This is a genomic window from Flavobacterium sp. NLM, assembly GCF_002210235.1.
Classification (GTDB): Bacteria; Bacteroidota; Bacteroidia; order Flavobacteriales; family Flavobacteriaceae; genus Flavobacterium; species Flavobacterium panici.
Genome location: NZ_LIAC01000005.1, coordinates 55,328 through 72,773, shown reverse-complemented (window position 1 = coordinate 72,773; position 17,446 = coordinate 55,328). Strand labels below are relative to the sequence as shown.

The 17,446-nt window shown below is 32.4% G+C and carries 21 protein-coding genes; 13 read left to right on the top strand and 8 right to left on the bottom strand.

Translation table 11 applies throughout. The annotated features are described in order from the left end of the window. Positions 1-286 precede the first annotated feature (286 nt). Both APR43_RS07445 and APR43_RS07440 read left to right on the top strand, forming a co-directional pair. Positions 287-937, top strand: a complete 651-nt coding sequence (locus APR43_RS07445; protein ID WP_053472597.1) for a 4'-phosphopantetheinyl transferase family protein — start codon at positions 287-289, stop codon at positions 935-937. A 26-nt stretch (positions 938-963) separates the two neighbouring features. Continuing rightward, a complete protein-coding gene (locus APR43_RS07440) occupies positions 964-1,461 on the top strand; it encodes a hypothetical protein (protein WP_053472598.1) in 498 nt (165 codons plus the stop codon). A gap of 31 nt (positions 1,462-1,492) precedes the next feature. On the opposite strand, the gene APR43_RS07435 is transcribed toward APR43_RS07440, so the two are convergent. The 3 genes from APR43_RS07435 to APR43_RS07425 all read right to left on the bottom strand — a co-directional run bounded on the left by APR43_RS07435 (position 1,493) and on the right by APR43_RS07425 (position 2,853). Beyond that, positions 1,493-1,891, bottom strand: coding sequence for a group III truncated hemoglobin (locus APR43_RS07435; protein ID WP_053472599.1), 399 nt, complete (start codon positions 1,889-1,891; stop codon positions 1,493-1,495). Next, entirely contained in the window at positions 1,888-2,175 is a 288-nt protein-coding gene (locus APR43_RS07430; RefSeq protein WP_053472600.1) for a hypothetical protein, read from the bottom strand. Before APR43_RS07430 ends, APR43_RS07435 begins: the two co-directional genes overlap by 4 nt. An 81-nt stretch (positions 2,176-2,256) precedes the next feature. After that, positions 2,257-2,853, bottom strand: a complete 597-nt coding sequence (locus APR43_RS07425) for a Crp/Fnr family transcriptional regulator (protein WP_053472601.1) — start codon at positions 2,851-2,853, stop codon at positions 2,257-2,259. Between the two features lie 94 nt (positions 2,854-2,947). Between APR43_RS07425 and APR43_RS07420 the strand changes: the two genes are divergently transcribed. The 5 genes from APR43_RS07420 (at position 2,948) to APR43_RS07400 (ending at position 9,236) form a co-directional block, all read left to right on the top strand. Next, positions 2,948-3,676, top strand: coding sequence for a geranylgeranylglyceryl/heptaprenylglyceryl phosphate synthase (locus APR43_RS07420; RefSeq protein ID WP_053472602.1), 729 nt, complete (start codon positions 2,948-2,950; stop codon positions 3,674-3,676). A gap of 31 nt (positions 3,677-3,707) precedes the next feature. Beyond that, on the top strand, positions 3,708-4,328 hold the full coding sequence (pnuC, locus tag APR43_RS07415; RefSeq protein ID WP_053472603.1) for a nicotinamide riboside transporter PnuC: 621 nt from the start codon (positions 3,708-3,710) through the stop codon (positions 4,326-4,328). Next, positions 4,292-6,406, top strand: coding sequence for a DUF4301 family protein (locus APR43_RS07410; protein WP_053472604.1), 2,115 nt, complete (start codon positions 4,292-4,294; stop codon positions 6,404-6,406). Before pnuC ends, APR43_RS07410 begins: the two co-directional genes overlap by 37 nt. Continuing rightward, positions 6,406-6,810 carry an alternative ribosome rescue aminoacyl-tRNA hydrolase ArfB gene (gene arfB, locus APR43_RS07405; protein ID WP_053472605.1) on the top strand — a complete coding sequence of 135 codons (405 nt, stop codon included), beginning with the start codon at positions 6,406-6,408 and terminating at the stop codon, positions 6,808-6,810. Before APR43_RS07410 ends, arfB begins: the two co-directional genes overlap by 1 nt. Before the next feature lie 263 nt (positions 6,811-7,073). Next, positions 7,074-9,236, top strand: coding sequence for a TonB-dependent receptor (locus APR43_RS07400; RefSeq protein WP_053472606.1), 2,163 nt, complete (start codon positions 7,074-7,076; stop codon positions 9,234-9,236). 44 nt (positions 9,237-9,280) lie between these two features. Here the strand turns inward: APR43_RS07400 and APR43_RS07395 are convergent, their stop codons facing one another. After that, positions 9,281-9,694, bottom strand: coding sequence for a Rieske (2Fe-2S) protein (locus APR43_RS07395; RefSeq protein ID WP_053472607.1), 414 nt, complete (start codon positions 9,692-9,694; stop codon positions 9,281-9,283). Between the two features lie 155 nt (positions 9,695-9,849). Between APR43_RS07395 and greA the strand changes: the two genes are divergently transcribed. Both greA and APR43_RS07385 read left to right on the top strand, forming a co-directional pair. Then, positions 9,850-10,326 (top strand): transcription elongation factor GreA, encoded by a 477-nt coding sequence (greA, locus tag APR43_RS07390; protein WP_053472608.1) that lies wholly within the window; start codon positions 9,850-9,852, stop codon positions 10,324-10,326. 52 nt (positions 10,327-10,378) lie between these two features. Next, positions 10,379-10,768 carry an HIT family protein gene (locus tag APR43_RS07385; RefSeq protein WP_053472609.1) on the top strand — a complete coding sequence of 130 codons (390 nt, stop codon included), beginning with the start codon at positions 10,379-10,381 and terminating at the stop codon, positions 10,766-10,768. A gap of 94 nt (positions 10,769-10,862) precedes the next feature. Here the strand turns inward: APR43_RS07385 and APR43_RS07380 are convergent, their stop codons facing one another. After that, the gene (locus APR43_RS07380; RefSeq protein WP_053472610.1) at positions 10,863-12,017 is read right to left on the bottom strand and encodes a sensor histidine kinase; all 1,155 of its coding nucleotides are present in this window, start codon (positions 12,015-12,017) and stop codon (positions 10,863-10,865) included. A 161-nt stretch (positions 12,018-12,178) separates the two neighbouring features. Between APR43_RS07380 and APR43_RS07375 the strand changes: the two genes are divergently transcribed. From APR43_RS07375 to APR43_RS07360, 4 genes are all read left to right on the top strand, one after another. Next, a complete protein-coding gene (locus tag APR43_RS07375; RefSeq protein WP_053472611.1) occupies positions 12,179-13,054 on the top strand; it encodes a flavin reductase family protein in 876 nt (291 codons plus the stop codon). 31 nt (positions 13,055-13,085) lie between these two features. Beyond that, the gene (locus APR43_RS07370; protein WP_012023670.1) at positions 13,086-13,457 is read left to right on the top strand and encodes a DUF3127 domain-containing protein; all 372 of its coding nucleotides are present in this window, start codon (positions 13,086-13,088) and stop codon (positions 13,455-13,457) included. A gap of 203 nt (positions 13,458-13,660) precedes the next feature. Next, the gene (aat, locus tag APR43_RS07365; protein ID WP_053472612.1) at positions 13,661-14,299 is read left to right on the top strand and encodes a leucyl/phenylalanyl-tRNA--protein transferase; all 639 of its coding nucleotides are present in this window, start codon (positions 13,661-13,663) and stop codon (positions 14,297-14,299) included. A 2-nt stretch (positions 14,300-14,301) separates the two neighbouring features. Next, on the top strand, positions 14,302-15,096 hold the full coding sequence (locus APR43_RS07360; protein WP_053472613.1) for an MOSC domain-containing protein: 795 nt from the start codon (positions 14,302-14,304) through the stop codon (positions 15,094-15,096). On the opposite strand, the gene APR43_RS07355 is transcribed toward APR43_RS07360, so the two are convergent. From APR43_RS07355 to APR43_RS07345, 3 genes are all read right to left on the bottom strand, one after another. After that, complete coding sequence (locus tag APR43_RS07355) at positions 15,093-15,803, bottom strand: HesA/MoeB/ThiF family protein (protein WP_053472614.1); 711 nt, start codon at positions 15,801-15,803, stop codon at positions 15,093-15,095. The two genes, APR43_RS07360 and APR43_RS07355, sit on opposite strands and share 4 nt — an antisense overlap. 101 nt (positions 15,804-15,904) lie before the next feature. After that, positions 15,905-17,017: a 2-iminoacetate synthase ThiH gene (thiH, locus tag APR43_RS07350; RefSeq protein ID WP_053472615.1), complete on the bottom strand. Its 1,113-nt coding sequence runs from the start codon at positions 17,015-17,017 to the stop codon at positions 15,905-15,907. 40 nt (positions 17,018-17,057) lie between these two features. After that, positions 17,058-17,435 (bottom strand): GxxExxY protein, encoded by a 378-nt coding sequence (locus APR43_RS07345; protein WP_053472616.1) that lies wholly within the window; start codon positions 17,433-17,435, stop codon positions 17,058-17,060. Between the last annotated feature and the right edge of the window lie 11 nt (positions 17,436-17,446).

Below are 17,446 nucleotides of genomic sequence, written 5' to 3'. Positions count from 1 at the left end.
AGTATATTTGTATAATTGTAAAATTTTTGCAAATTTACGGAATACCTTTTTATTTTTACTACTTTCTGTAAGATTTGTGAAATCTTTAAAATCTTAATCTCTAGAATGTTAGTTTATGAATCGTTTTTAACCATATAAGTAATGTAAGTTCATTTAAAAAAGATTCTGAAACTATTACCTTTGCTGCGAATTGCTTATATTTACTTAATACATTTTTTGACCCAAAAGTTATATTTTCTTACATGACTTATATGTTTAAAAATAATAACCGTAACGAACAACACGAATGCCTTTATTTCAAACCATACAATTTAATGAAACGACTAAAATCTTAATTTGGGAAATAACCGAATCCTTAGAGGAGTTATTGAGCAAAGTTGTGTTGAAAGAAAAAACACAAAAGAGACTGGACGGAATGAAATCGCAAATGCATCAGCGCGCTTTTTTAAGTGTTCGCATGTTGATTCAGGAAATGGGCTTTACAGATAAAGATTTGCATTATGACGAATTCGGCAAACCTTATTTTGATTGTCATAATTATATTTCAATAACACATTCGTATCATTTTGCGGCCATAATTATAAGCCACGAAACCGTAGGAATCGATATGGAATTGCAACGCGAAAAAATCCTTCGCATTGCTGATAAATTTGTCGACACAGAATTTGAGTATTTAAATCCAAATATTTTAGGCGAATACGTTAAAAAGCTCACCGTAATCTGGGGTGCAAAAGAAGCAATCTTTAAAATTAGAAATGAAAAAGGAATTAGTTTTAAAGATCATATCAAAGTTGGAGATTTCTCTTTAAATGAACCTCAAGCACAGGCAAGCCTTCATTTTGACGATTTAATAAAAGATTTTGATGTGCATTACAAAGAAATCAAATCAGATAATTTTGAAGGAAATTTTACTTTGGTTTATGCTTTTGAGAAATAGTTTTAATATTAATGGTCTGTAATAAAATGAAAAAACTATTTGTTATAATTTGGCTTTTACAATCATTGCAATTGATTTATGGACAAAAAATTAAATCAGAATTTGAAGCTAAAGCTGATGAAATTAATTATCAAGTTAGATTTATTGACAGTATTGGGAAGCAAAAAACCGAAGGAATAATTGAAGGGGTAGTTAAACATTCGCATGGACCAAATAAAAATTATGGATGGGAAGCGTATTTTTTTAATGATGAAGAAAAGAAAAAGCCATTAAGAATTAAATACAGCGAAACTACGCCAAAGGGGATTGAGCACTTAAATCTATACTATAAAGATGGAGAGTTAATATATTCAGAATTGATGAAAACTGAATATAATCGAAAGTTAAAACCTATAAATCAGGGTGTTAAAAAATTTATTTTCGAAAATGACAACGTTTTAAATCCTAAAGATATATTAGATGAAGATTCATTTTATATTATTGAAAAATCAAAATTACTTGTAAAAGAAATTTATAATTTATAAAGTTTTTTATTGTAGAATGTAAGTTCAGTTTTTAAACTTCGCTTTCTTTTTTTCGATGTTCAAACATAATAACGTATAAAAAAGTGCTCATTTTACGGGCACGTCTTTTTAGTGTTTCTACATTTTCGCCTTCAAAATGCTCGTCTAATGTCTGAGCCCAATGATTAAGCCAGATTCCGAATTCATTTGCCGTTATTTTACCTTCAAAATGTGCGTCAACTTCATTGTGAACAGCGTGTGGATTTCCTTTGTATTTTCTTACGGCAAACAAATTTGTTTCCCAAAAATCAGTCAGTTTTTCCAGATGCATATCCCAATCCTGAATCATCGTATTAAAATAAAAGCCGATCTCTTTGTCGGCTCTTATTTTAGCATAGAACTGATGTACTAAGAAAGAAATATCGGCTCTGTTTTCAATTTGCTTTTTCACAGAATAAAGGTATTTAAAAGAATAAACAAAACACTTAAAAATGTACTCAAAATTAAAAGGTTAAAAACAACCTTGTGTTTCATTTGCGCTAAAATTGAAGTGTTTACAAAGATACAAGCCAATACAATAATGGCCAATTGGATCATTTGACCAATAGAAGTTCCGTGAGAAAGAATATACATTGCTGCAGCCGCACCTAAACAGCTTTGGCCAATTACAGCCATTGTTGCAGAACCAATATAATTTTTATTGAAATTTTCGAATGTTGTTTGATATAGTGTCATGATATTGAGATTTTTACACTACAAAGTTACATCCACTTTACTGTTGCATTTTATGATTAAAATCATAAAACAGGAATTATTTTATCGGTATACTTTTCGATTAATAATCTTCAATTCGCCTTTTTTTTCCAGAGCTTTAATAGCTCGAATAACAGTTTCAACGCGCAAACCGGTTAAGTCGCCAATTTGTTGTCTGGTAAAATTGATTAAATAACCGTTTGCATCTTTTTTAAAATTGAAATAAGCAATTCCGTGATCAATTAATTTTAATACGCGATGTTCTGGTTCATGTGTAGAAATTTCGGCAGCCATAACCGATTTATAATACAAACGCTGCGCGAGATTTTCGATTATTTTAATGCTTATTGCAGGATTTTCTTCCAGCAGTTTCAAGAAAATTGATTTTGGCAGCAGCAGAATCTCGCTGTCTTCAACCGCAATAGAATTAGCAGGATATTTTTGGTTTAAAAATAAAGGCGGTTCTCCAAAAGATTGATCTTTATAAAAAATACCCTGAATAAATTCGCGTCCGTCATCATTGTAATTACTCATTTTAATTTCGCCCGAAATTATCTGATAATAATGCGTTGGCAGATTTCCTTCTTCAAAAATGATTTTACTTTTTTCAAAAGACTTTTTCAAGGCGCCATATTTTTCTAATAATTCAGTCGCAATCATATTTGTTTTCTTTGGTTGTTAACAGAGAGTTTACAAATATAATTCATTCAAAATAGTTCTTCTACGTTAAAAACTTTTTACTTTTACTGCCGTTATGGAGCAAAAAATACGCACGATTCACCAACAAATTTTGGATGCTAAGAAAAACGGGCAAAAACTATTGGCTATTCTTTTAGATCCTGATAAAATTGTTTGGGAAAATTTAGATCATTTATTACTTAAAATAAACCAATCACCTGCAACACATATTTTTGTGGGCGGAAGTATTGTTCAAAGTACCATTTTAGAAGATTTAATTACACAGTTAAAACAAAAAACAAATCTGCCTGTTATAATTTTCCCGGGCGATCCGTCGCAGATTTCCCCGCAAGCCGATGCTATTTTATTCCTGTCGTTATTATCTGGCCGAAATCCCGATTATTTAATTGAATATCAGGTTCAGGCAGCACCAATTCTCAAAAGAACAAAGCTTGAAGTTATTTCAACGGGATATATTTTAATCGAAAGCGGCAATGAAACCGCAGTTGCCCGCGTTAGTAAAACAGAACCGCTTAACCGCGAAAATTTTGATTTAGCTTTAGCAACAGCTCAGGCCGGCGAAATGCTCGGAAACAAATTAATTTATTTAGAAGCAGGAAGTGGCGCAAAAAAAGCGGTACCGCTGGAAATGATCTCATTAATCGCTCAAAACATAGAAATTCCTGTAATTGTTGGAGGAGGAATTGTAGATTTGCACGGAATTAAAAAGGCATATAATGCCGGTGCAGATTTAGTCGTTATTGGAACTGCTTTTGAAAACGACAGTCATTTTTTTGATTTATAAATAAAATTTAACAGCCACAAATACCGCAAAAATGATTGACTTTTTTCTTAATAGTTATAAAAATACTCCTTTATGGCATATCGCTTTGGAGTTTTTGGTCTTTGTTTTTGGAATTTTAAGTGTTTGGTTTGCTAAAAAAGAAAATATCTGGGTTTATCCAACAGGATTAATTGCCACTGTAATTTCAGTATATCTTTTATATGTTGCCGGTTATATTGGCGACATGATTATCAACGCCTATTTTTCGATTATGAGCATTTATGGCTGGTATGTTTGGGCAAAAGGGGGAACGGTTGAAGATAACCTGCCCATCACAAGAACAAATTTTAATGAAAAAATAATCGGGGTTTTATTGTTTTTCGTAACCATTTTCGTAGTTTTCGGGATTTATAAATATTTCGATTACGAAATACACAATGACAATTATGTCGATATGATATCGTCTGGAATCTTTTTTGCAGGAATGTGGTATATGGCAAAGAAAAAAATCGAAAACTGGACATTGTGGATTATCGGTGATATTATTGTAGTACCTCTTTATGCTTATCGCGGCTTAGGGATGCTGTCACTTCAATATTTAATTTTTACAATTTTGGCTATTTCAGCTTATTTAGAATGGAAAAAGATCTTAGACAGCAAAAAACAACAATAATAAAAATTGCTTTATTTGGCCCTGAAAGTACAGGTAAAACAACTTTAGCAAAACAGCTTGCAGATTATTATGAAACCGAATGGGTTCCGGAATTTGCACGTGATTACCTGCAGGAAAAATGGGAAGAAAATCAGCATATTTGTACCGCTGATGATATGATGCCTATTGCTTACGGGCAGACTGCACTAGAAAATGAAAAACTTGCTGCAGCAAATAAATACTTGTTTTGCGATACCAATTTAATGGTTACCAAAGTTTTTTCGGAAGTATATTATGGTTTTTGCGCCCCTCTTTTAAATGAAGCTGCACTTGAACATGATTACGATCTATTTTTCCTGACAGATATTGATGTTCCTTGGGAGAAAGACGATATTAGAGATACTCCGGAAGGAAGAGAAACAGTATTCTCTGTCTTTAAACAAGCTTTAATAGATACTAAAAAACCTTTTATAACACTTTCAGGCGATAAAGAAAGCCGTTTAGCAAAAGCAACCGCTATTGTGGATGCTTTAAATAATTTTAAAGAAAAAGGACTTTCATCTCAAGATTTTGTTGAAATTTATAATCACGGAATCCCTTTCGAAAATATCTTAAAGCAATTAAAAATATTTAAGAAAGGAATAGCAAAAAGCAATCTGATTAGTCCGGCAACCATAAACAACGGAATATTAAGTTTGTCTGAAACTGATTTTGAAGAAAAAGCTTCTTTTTTTGATCATCAGAAAGAAAAACTAAAAATTAAAAAATTCGTTCCTGCTTCTGGCGCGGCAACAAGAATGTTTAAGTTTTTAAGTGCGTTTTTAAATGATTTTGATATCGAAAAAGAAACTATAAACGCTTATCTAAATCGAAAAAAAGATAAAGAACTTGCTATTTTTATTATCGGAATGGATAAGTTTCCTTTTTTTGAAGAAGTTCATGAAAAGCTAAAAGAAATTTATCCTGATTTTGAAAACTTAGAAAGAGATTATAAAAATTATTACTTTATAAAATTGCTATTGTCTCCGGATTATTACAATTCAGCAAACAAGCCAAAAGCAGTTTTACCTTTCCATTTATATAAAACGCACATTGCAAACCCAATTGAAGAACATTTAAATGAATGTGTGCATTATGCTACATCAAAAAGTGTTTCAAATTTACATTTTACAGTTTCAGAAATCCATCAGGATTTGTTTGAAAAAGCGATTGATGAGGTTAAAGAAAAGATTGAAAAGGAATCTGGAACTACAATCAATATTGGTTATTCTTATCAAAATAAAAGCACAGATTCAATTAATGTTAACCCAAAAAACAAGATTGTTAGAAGTGCAAACGGTAATTTGATCTTTAGACCAGGCGGACACGGCGCTTTAATTGAGAATCTAAATAATCTTGATTCAGATATCATTTTTATTAAAAACATAGATAATGTAATTCAGAATCATATTGACAAAATTACATTGTATAAAAAAGCTTTAGGCGGAATTTTAATTGGAGTGCAGCAAAAAGTATTTGGGTATTTAAAAGCAATTGAAAAAGGAGAAATTACAGAAAATGATCTTGTTGAAATTGTTGATGTTTTAATGCAAAAGCTAAACATTCAAATGACTAAAGATTTCAATAAGTTTACTTTTGAAAATAAGATTACTAAGATTAAAGAATTGCTAGATCGTCCAATTAGAGTTTGCGGAATGGTTCGTAATGAAGGAGAACCGGGCGGCGGCCCGTTTTGGGTAATGAATGAAAAAGGAGAAACTTCTCTGCAAATTGTAGAAACTTCTCAAGTTGATTTGGGGAATAAAAAACAGCTTGAAATTTTAGAAGAAGCAACCCATTTTAATCCCGTTGATTTGGTTTGCGGAATCAAAAACTACAAAGGTGAAAAGTTTGATTTGAAACAATTTGTAGATCAAAAATCAGGATTTATTGTAGAGAAAAGCGTTGAGGGAAAACCAGTAAAAAGCTATGAACTTCCGGGATTATGGAATGGATCAATGGCAAATTGGTTAACTGTTTTTGTGGCAGTTCCGTTAATTACTTTTAATCCGGTGAAAACCGTAAATGATTTACTAAAACCGGCACATCAGCCACAATAATGGATAACGATAAAATCATATCAGAGTTAAATTTCAAAGCCGTTAGAAGCAGTGGCGCGGGCGGACAAAATGTAAATAAAGTTTCATCAAAAGTGGTTTTGTCTTTTGATTTAAATGCATCACAAGCTTTGTCTGAAGATGAAAAGCTGCTTTTACAAACTAATATTGCTCCTCGTTTAACAACCGAAAATGTCTTAATTTTAAATTGCGACGAAGACAGAAGCCAGCTTAAAAACAAAGAAATAGTTATAAAACGTTTTTTAGAAATTATCAAAAAGGGTTTGTTTGTACCTAAAGTTAGAAAAGCCACAAAAATTCCAAAATCGGTAATCAAAAAGCGAATTAAAGACAAAAAGAATATTTCTGATTTAAAACAATCAAGAAGAAAACCTAATTTGGAGTAAAATTCCAAAGAGACTAACTAAAAGCGAGTTTTTTGGAATTTGGAATTTCTTTTTTGGAGTTTTAAATATTTTAACACTAAATTTGCATTGTCTCAAAGGGGTGCTCTAAATAACGAGCTGAGATCATACCCAAAGAACCTGAGCGAGTAATGTTGCTAAGGGAAAAAACGACAATTTCAGTGTGAATACTTTGTTTTGTCGTGAAACACATTTATTAATTTAACAAAAGAATAATTCCCCCTTTTATTCGTAATTCTTTACGAATGAAAACTTTTTTTTTAGGTGCTAATGCACAAAGCTACAAAGGTTCTAAGGTTCAAAATGCAGCCAGAACCAAATCTATTTTCTTTATTCTATTTTCTTTATTCTATTCTCTATTCACTTTCGGACAGGAACAAGACTCAACTCAGGTAAATCAGCTTGATAATGTTTTGGTTTCGGCAGTTCGTGTTACGGCTAAAACTCCGGTTACGTTTAGTAATATGGACAAAAAGGAAATTAAATTTAGAAATCTTGGACAGGATATTCCTGTTTTAATGAATTATCTTCCATCTGTTGTTACAACTTCAGATGCTGGAGGAGGAATTGGTTATACCGGAATTCGTGTCCGCGGAAGCGATGCTACAAGAGTAAACGTAACCATAAACGGAATTCCGTACAACGATGCAGAAAGTCAGGGAACTTTTTGGGTAAATATGCCCGATTTTGCTTCTTCTGTAGAAAGCTTGCAATTACAGCGCGGAGTAGGGACTTCTACAAATGGTTCAGGAGCTTTTGGAGCAAGTTTAAATATGCTGACAGATAGTTATGCATTTAAACCAACTGGAGAAGTCTCTGGCTCGTTTGGAAGTTTTAATTCTCAAAAGGAAACAGTAAAATTCAGCACTGGTCTGTTAAATGATCATTTTGAATTGGCAGGACGTTTGTCAAGAATTAAATCTGATGGTTATGTTGACAGAGCTAGTTCTGACTTGAAATCTTATTTCTTGCAAGGAACTTATGTTGGAAAAACAACTTTAATCAAAGCTTTGGTTTTTGGCGGAACAGAAAAAACGTACCAATCCTGGAACGGAATTGACGCTGCAACTTTAAATTCAGACCGTACTTTTAACTCTGCAGGAATGTATATAGATGAAGCAGGAAATGTGCGTTTTTATGACAATGAAACTGACAATTATAAACAAGATCATTATCAGTTACACTGGAGCGAATCTTTCTCTGATAAATGGAGTACTAATTTAGCTTTGCATTATACAAAAGGGCAGGGTTACTATGAAAATTATAAAGAAGATGCCGATATGGCTGAATATAATTTGAATCCTGTTGGAGCTATTACAACAACAGATTTAGTACGTCAAAAATGGTTAGATAATGATTTTTACGGAACTACATTTTCAGCAAAATATAAAGATGAAAAACTAGATGTTATTCTTGGCGGCGGCTGGAACAAATACGAAGGAGATCATTACGGAAAAGTAATCTGGGCAAGAAACGCTTCACAGTCAGAATTGGGAGATCATTATTACGATGATTTTTCTACCAAAACAGATGGAAATATCTTCGCAAAAGCAAATTATCAGTTTACAGAAAAATTAAGCTTTTATGGTGATTTACAATATAGAAGAGTAGAATATAAAGCAGATAGTCCTGAAACTGGGTTAGTTGATGATACTTTCAATTTCTTTAATCCAAAAGCTGGTTTGAATTTCGAAATCAATCAAAAAAACACCTTGTATTTTTCATACGCTCGTGCGAATCGTGAACCAAACAGAACTGATTATGAAGGCGGAAATGTAAAACCGGAAAAACTAAACGATTTTGAATTAGGCTGGAGATTTAATTCAGAGAAATTCCAGTTGAATTCGAATTTCTATTACATGGGTTACAAAGATCAATTGATTTTAACCGGAAGATTAGATGATGTTGGAGCGCCAATTCGTGCTAATACTGAAAAAAGTTATCGTTTAGGATTTGAATTTGATGCAACAATTTCGCTTTCAGAAAAATTTATTCTTAGACCGAATTTCACTCTTAGCAGTAATAAAAATGTGGATCTTGCAGTTGAAGGACAATATTACGGAACAACTAAAATTGCTTATTCTCCAGAAGTTATTGCCGGAAATATAATTGTATACAGTCCAATCAAGAGCCTGCATATTTCTTTATTGCAAAAATATGTGGGTGAACAATACATGAATAATATCGAATTGCCAGAAGCTAAACTGGCTGACTATTTTGTAAACGATTTGAATGTTTCTTATGAAATAAAGCCAAAATCAATCTTTAAATCAATTACAATAACAGGTTTGATAAATAATATTTTAGACAAAAAATATGTTTCAAACGGAGCAATGTGGGATATTTATCCCTATTACTATCCGCAGGCAGGAATTAATTTCTTAGCCGGATTAACATTGAAATTCTAAAAAATAAAAAAGCCTGAAATTAAACTTTCAGGCTTTTTTTATTTCTAATTGTAAACATGAATCACAGTTCCGGTTACTTGTACTTTATATTGTTTTAGCGGATATTCTTTTCCTCCAAGTCCAGTAAACAAACTGTAAGAAGTTTTATCACACGAACACACTGCATTTATACCATCAATTGTCATTGCAGCGCAAGAAGTTAATTCCTGATTGGGACACGCTGCATCAAATGCATTATAGCCACTTCCTGCATTAAAAATAATAATTCCTTTTGCTCCGTAATTAGGAACAATAACACCGTTACTTACAAATTTAAGATTTGAATACGCCGGCAGGTTCATGTCTACAGACAAATTAACGCTGTAATTAGGTATGTAAGGATTTTTATTACTGCGTTCGCTGTCGCTGCATGCGATAAGCACAGAAACGAAAAGAAGTAAGAGCCAGATTTTTTTCATTATTTTAATAAGAATTAGTTAAACAAAAATAATTTATTTAGATTTGATTTTTATATGATTAACATATAATTATGTACTATTAAAAATAATAGTATATTTGTAATACAAAATCCCGTCCCGATGGGATTTTTTCTATTTATGTAAACGATGAAGTTATGAGTAAAGTATCTTATTATACCGCAGAGGGATTAAAAAAATTGAAAGATGAATTAGAGCATTTAAAAAGTGTAATGCGTCCTAAGGCATCTCAAGATATAGCAGAGGCAAGAGACAAAGGCGATTTATCTGAAAACGCCGAATATGATGCTGCAAAAGAAGCGCAGGGTTTATTAGAAATGAGAATTGCTAAATTAGAAGAAGTATATTCTAACGCAAGATTAATCGACGAATCACAATTAGATGTTTCGAAAGTTTTGGTGCTTTCTAATGTAAAAATTAAAAACCAAAGCAACGGAATGGAAATGAAATATACACTTGTGGCAGAAAGTGAAGCAGATTTAAAAACAGGAAAAATTTCTGTAACTTCTCCTATTGGAAAAGGTTTACTAGGAAAATCGGTTGGTGAAGTAGCAGAGATTACGGTACCAAATGGTGTTTTGAAATTTGAAATTTTGGAAATCTCAAGAGACTAAGTCATTGCGAGGAACGAAGCAATCACACTATTAAGATTTTAAAAATAAAACAATGAGCAGCATATTCACAAAAATAGTAAACGGAGAAATTCCTGCATATAAAATTGCTGAAGATGATAATTTTTTAGCTTTTTTAGATGTAAATCCAAATGCTAAAGGACACACACTTTGTATTCCAAAACAAGAAATCGATAAGATTTTTGATATGGATGACGAACAGTATTTAGGTTTGATGAAATTTTCTAAAAAAGTGGCAACAGCACTTGAAAAAACGGTTCCTTGCAAAAGAATCGGAATTGCAGTTGTAGGTTTAGAAGTTCCTCATGCACACGTACATTTGATTCCGTTAAACCATATGGATGAAATGCGTTTTCAAAATAAAGTATCTCTTTCAAAAGATGAATTTGAAGCTTTAGCTAAAGATATTCAGGCAAATCTTTAAAAATAATTGTCAGACTGAGCGAAGTCGAAGTCTTGTAAATGCAAAAAAAAACACCAATTCAAATTATGAGTTGGTGTTTTTTTATTTCTATTTTTTAAAGAGGTTCAACTATTTTATAACTGATTTGAAAAGTAGTCCCTTTTCCAATTTCAGAATGCAAAACCTTAATACTTCCGTTGTGATATTCTTCGACAATTCTTTTCGTTAAAGAAAGTCCTAATCCCCAGCCGCGTTTTTTTGTTGTGAAACCAGGCTCAAAAATAGTCTTGAATTGTTTTTTTTGAATTCCGCTTCCAGAATCTTTCACATGTATTTTTACATGATGTGAATCCTGCTCAATCGAAAGTTCCAAAATTCCTTTTCCTTTCATGGCGTCAATTGCATTTTTGATCAGGTTTTCAATTGTCCAGCTGTGAAGTGTTGGATTAATTAAAGCAAAAATAAGTTTTTCAGGAGCATGATATGAGAACGAAACCTGTTTAGAAAAACGAGATTGTAAATATTCATAAGTATTTAAAGTTTCGCTGACAATATCATACGGTTCCAAAACAGGAATAGAACCAATTTTAGAAAAACGATCCGTAATAGTTTGTAATCGATCAATATCTTTTTCTATTTCTAATGTTATAGACTGATCAATTTCTTCGGTTTTTAAAATCTCAACCCAGCCAATTAATGAGGAAAGCGGCGTTCCAATTTGATGCGCTGTTTCTTTTGCCATTCCCGCCCACAATTTATTCTGTGTCGCCATTTTGGTGCTTTTGTAAAAATTATAAATTAAAGCAACAAACAAAAATATAATCAGCAATAAGGCAATTGGGTAATATTTTAGTTTATTCAGCAATTCAGAATTACCATAATACAAATGCTGATATTTTCCCGGAGCATATTCAAACGTTATGGGTTCATTTTCATTTTTTAAATTTTTCAGGAAATTTTTTAATTTTTTCTTGTCATTAAGAATATCATCAGGAACGTTTTTAGAACTTACAACATTACCATAAAGCATTACTACAGCAGGAATTGAAGTGTTGTTGCTGAAAATTTGAAGCGGAAGATCAACATCGGTATTTTCGTCTGCATTAACGATTGTAATTTGCGCATTCGCAAAAAGGTTCATTTTCAGACGTTCTTCATTTTTAAAAATTTGGAAAAAAGTATAAGTATTCCAAAGAATCAAAGTAATGATTGAAAAGGAAATAATAATGATGACCCAGCGAGTTGTATTTCTACTTTCAGAAAAACGCATAAATTAATTTTTGAGGTATAAATATAACGAAATTAACACATTTTATATTTTGCAGGGCTTTAAAAGTTTTTTTGGTTTTATCTTCTAAAACTATTTCCATGAATTGAACGATTTCTCTACTTTTGTACAACCGAAATGAGGTTCGGTTAAACTAGAAAATTATGATTAGCATCAATCCAAAAGAAATTACAACGCCGCAGCTGCATGCTTATCTGCAAAGTTCGGTAGGGCCGAGACCAATTGCTTTTGCAAGTACAATAAGCGAAAAAGGAATTCCGAATTTGTCGCCATTTAGTTTCTTTAATGTTTTTAGTGCTAATCCGCCAATTCTGGTTTTTTCACCATCAAGACGTGTACGTGACAATACTGTAAAACATACTTTAATTAATGCCGAAGCAACAAAGGAAGTTGTTATAAATGTCGTAAATTACGATTTGGTACAGCAGACTTCATTAGCAAGTACAGAATATGGAGAAGGTGTAAACGAATTTATCAAAGCAGGTTTAACGCAGATTCCGTCAGATTTAGTAAAACCGTATCGCGTAAAAGAATCTCCGGTTCAGTTTGAATGCAAGATAACGCAGATTATTCCGTTAGGAACAGAAGGAGGAGCAGGGAATCTGATTTTATGTGAAGTAGTAAAAATGCATATTCACGAATCAATTTTAGATGAAAACGGAGCAATCGATCAGCATAAAATAGATTTGGTTTCAAGACTTGGGGGAAATTGGTATTCAAGATCGAATCAAGGACTTTTTGAAGTGCCAAAACCGCTGACAACTTTAGGCGTTGGTGTTGACGTAATACCTAATTTTATCAAGGAAAGTCCTGTGTTTAATGGGAATGACCTCGGAAAATTAGGAAATATTGAAGCCTTGCCTACAAGCGAAGAAGTTAGTATATTTGTGAAGGAAAATTTTTCTGTGAAAGGAGTTTTAAGCTCAGATGATCAGGAAAAAGTACACTTAGAAGCCAAAAAATATCTGAATAATGATGATATAGAATCGGCTTGGAAAGTGCTTTTAGCTAAAAAATAAGAATAGAAACAATAATTAATTATAGACGAAGATGGAAGTTATAGGAAAAGTAAAAGTGGTTAATCCTGAACAGCAAGTTAGTGCTTCATTCAAAAAAAGAGAATTAGTAGTTACTACAGATGAGCAGTATCCACAACACATTTTAATCGAATTTACACAAGATAAATGCGATTTATTGAGCAGCTATAAACAAGGAGAGGCAGTAAAAGTTTCTATCAATTTAAGAGGAAGAGAATGGGTTAATCCACAAGGAGAAACTAGATATTTCAATAGTATTCAAGGTTGGAGAATCGAAAGAATGGCACCAGAAGGACCTGCACAAACACCGTCAGTTCCTGCTGCAGAAGCTTTTGCTCCAGCTACAAATTTAAACGAAGACGAACCAGACGATTTACCGTTCTAAGAAAGTTTAAATTTCAAACATAAATTCCAAATTCCAATTCATTAGCATGAATTTGGGATTTGGAATTTTTTGTATAAAGTTTAAGCAAAAACTTTGTCATTTGACCGAAGGGAGAAATGATAAGATTGCGGAAGTTTGGAATTTGGAATTTCAGAATTGAGATTTCATTTTATTGAAATTTTAAAAAATGATTATTTAAAAAGATGTATTTCCTATTTGACAGATTATATTTTCCACCCGTTTCAGAAGCCGATGATGAAGGCATTCTGGCCGTTGGTGGTGATTTGAGTCCGGAACGATTAAAACTGGCATACAACAACGGAATATTTCCGTGGTTTAATGAAGGCGAATCGATTCTCTGGTGGGCTCCGGATCCGCGTATGGTTTTGTTTCTGGATGAGTTAATTGTCTCTAAAAGTATGCGTAACATTCTGAACAGGAATATATTTACGGTTACTTTTAATACACGTTTTAAAGAAGTAATTTTAAACTGTCAAAAAATATTGCGAGACGGTCAGGACGGAACCTGGATCTCTGATGAAATGATCGAATCTTATTGCGAACTTAATAAACAGGGAATTGCAAAATCTGTTGAGGTTTGGCAGGATGAGGTTTTGGTAGGCGGTTTGTATGGAATAGATTTAGGCCATGTTTTTTGTGGCGAAAGTATGTTTTCTAAAGTATCAAATGCCTCTAAAGTCGGATTTATATATTTGGTAAATCATTTGAAAAAAGAGAATTATAAATTATTAGATTGTCAGGTTTATAATCCGCATTTAGATAGTTTAGGATGTCGCGAAATTGATCGTGACGAATTTATGTCCATTTTAAAAAGCAAATAAAAATGAGTGCAGTTCATGTTGTAAAAGAAATTTATATTTATCCGATAAAAAGCTTAGCAGGAATTAGTGTTCAATCTGCTCTGGCTGAAGAAATGGGATTTGAAAATGACCGAAGATGGATGTTAATCGATGCTGAAAATCAAATGATAACGCAAAGAGAACATCGTATTATGAGTCAGTTTTATCCACAAATTTATGATGGAAAAATCAGTATTACTTTTAAGGATCAAAAACATGAATTTTCTATCAACGAACATTTGCAAAATTCTCTGGAAGTCGATGTTTGGGAAGATAAAAGCGAAGTTGTTGAGGTAAATCACGAAACTTCAAAATGGTTTAGCCAGCATTTGGGCTTTGAATGTAAATTGGTCAAAATCATGAAAAATGGAGACCGTAAACATGAAAGCTCAAAACTAAAAGAAACTTTTAATGTAAGTTTAGCCGACGGGTACCCATATTTATTAATTGGATCAAAAAGCCTGGATTTTTTAAATGACAAACTCGATGAAAAAATCACAGTAAAAAGGTTTCGTCCAAATATTGTAATCAGCAGTCAGAGTGAACATGAAGAAGATGATTTTAATACTTTTAAAATTGGAGAAGTTCAATTTAAAAATATAAAGCCTTGCGGAAGATGCATTATGGTTAATAATGATCCGGAAAATGGCAAATTAAAAAAAGAGCCTTTAAAAACCTTAAGCAAATACAGAAATGTAAATAATTCTGTTTTGTTCGGAACGAATATCGTGAGTTTAAACTCTGGAAATATTAAGGTTGGAGACGCACTTATTTTCTAGAAATTCAGTTTTGTAAAATTCCAGTTCAGTGTATTAAAAAGAACCAATTCGTTTTTTAAAACAGGTAATTCTAAAATTAATTTAAGCGTTTCGTGCGCCATCATATTTCCAATAATTCCGGGTAAAGTCCCCAAAACACCATTTAAATCACAATTCGGAACATCTTTCGGATCAGGCATTTCTGGGAACAAATCCCTAAGATTTTTACTTCCGTTGTGATTAAAAACTGCAATTTGCCCTTCAAATTTTAAGATGCTTCCGTAAACTAAAGTTTTATTTAATTCAACACATGTGTCGTTTACTAAATAGCGTGTTGTAAAATTATCTGAACCATCCACAATAATATCATATTGCTGTATAATTTTTGAGGCATTTTGAGAAGTTAGTTTTTCCTGAATGGCCTCGGCTTTAATTAACGGATTCAGTTTTGAAACTACATCTTTTGCCACAATTGCTTTAAATTGCCCAATTTCATTTTCGGTATATAAAATCTGCCTGTGCAGATTGTGAATTTCGATTGTGTCAAAATCCATGATTCCAATAAAACCAACTCCCGCAGTTGCAATATATTGTAAAATTGGACAGCCCAAACCGCCTGCGCCAATTACTAAAACTCTAGCTTTTTTTATTTTTTCCTGACCTTCGTCGCCAATTTCTGGAAGTATGGTTTGTCTGTTGTAACGGAGGAATTCTTGTATAATACTCACTTTTTATAATTTTAGATTGTTGATTTTAGATTTTAGATTGAGCTTGGAATTTGGGCTCGAGCGATAGCGAACAGGCGAAGCAATTTTAATATTGGGATTTATTAAATAAAGCTTTTGCTCCAATCCTTCCAAACAGGTTCATAACCTGCATTTTTTATGATTTTTGAAATTTCTTCTGCCGAACGTTCATCGCTGATTTCGAATTGTTCCAAAGATCGCGGATCAACTACATAACCACCTGGATTTGTTTTAGATCCCGCACTCATACTGGTAACTCCAATAGGAATTATATTGTTCCTGAATTTTTCATTTTCTCTGGTTGAAATCGAAATTTCTAAATCTTCATTCCATAAACGATAAGCACAGATTAATTGTGTCAAATCTTTATCGTCCATAATAAAATTGGGTTCGATAATTCCTTCGGCGGGGCGGAGGCGTGGGAAAGAAACGGAATATTTAGTCTGCCAGTATTTCTTTTGAAGATAATCTAAATGTAAAGCGTTGAAAAAGCTGTCTGTTCGCCAGTCTTCTAAACCTAATAAAACGCCTAAACCTATTTTATGAATTCCTGCAGTGCCAATTCTATCAGGAGTTTCAAGCCTATAATCAAAATTTGATTTCTTCCCTTTTGTATGATATTTTTTGTAAACTTCCTGATGATACGTTTCCTGATAAACTAAAACCGAATATACTCCAGCACTATGTAAACGTTCATAATCTTCGGTAGAAAGCGGCTGAACTTCAACAGAAATAATCGAAAATTCTTCCCGAATTAAAGCAATTGCATTGAGAAAATAATTGATGTTAACAGTGTAATTTGCTTCACCTGTAACCAATAAAACATGGTCAAAACCTGTGTTTTTTAAGGCTTCAACTTCGAGTTTTATTTCAGCATCAGAAAGTGTTTTTCGTTTGATTTTATTGTCTAAACTAAAACCGCAGTAGGTACAGATGTTTTGACATTCGTTGCTTAAATAGAGCGGTGCATACATTTGAATCGTTTTCCCAAAACGTTTTTTTGTGATTTCATGGCATTTCTGCGCCATTTCTTCCAGATAATTTTGAGCAATGGGAGAGATTAGAATCAAAAAATCATCGAGATTGAGTTTGGTTTTAGCCAAAGTTTGCTCGACATCTTTTGATGAGGTTTGGTATATTTTTGATTGAATAATATCCCAATTATATTGCTCAAAAATGGATTTGAATGTGTTCATTTTTTATTTTGTTTCCCGCAGATTTTGCAGATTGTACAGATTAAATTTTATTAACTACACGATGGATATTTTCAAGAATATTAGAACAATTGAAATTGACTAATAATCCGAGTTTTTTATTAGTCAATTTTAAATAAGTATTTAATTGTTTAAAGTGAATAGATTTTATCTCTTCAACTGATTTTAATTCTATAATCACTTTGTCTTCTACTAAAATATCCAGTCTGAAAGTTATATCTAGATAAATATCATCATATCTAACTGGTAAATCAATTTGTTTAATGACTGTTAATCCATCTTTCTTTAATTGATAATAAAGGGCACTTTCGTACACGGACTCTAATAATCCAGGCCCAAGTGTGTTATAAACTTTAAAAATTGCTCCTCTGACTTTATATGAAATTTCATTTTCTGACATAAATATTGATT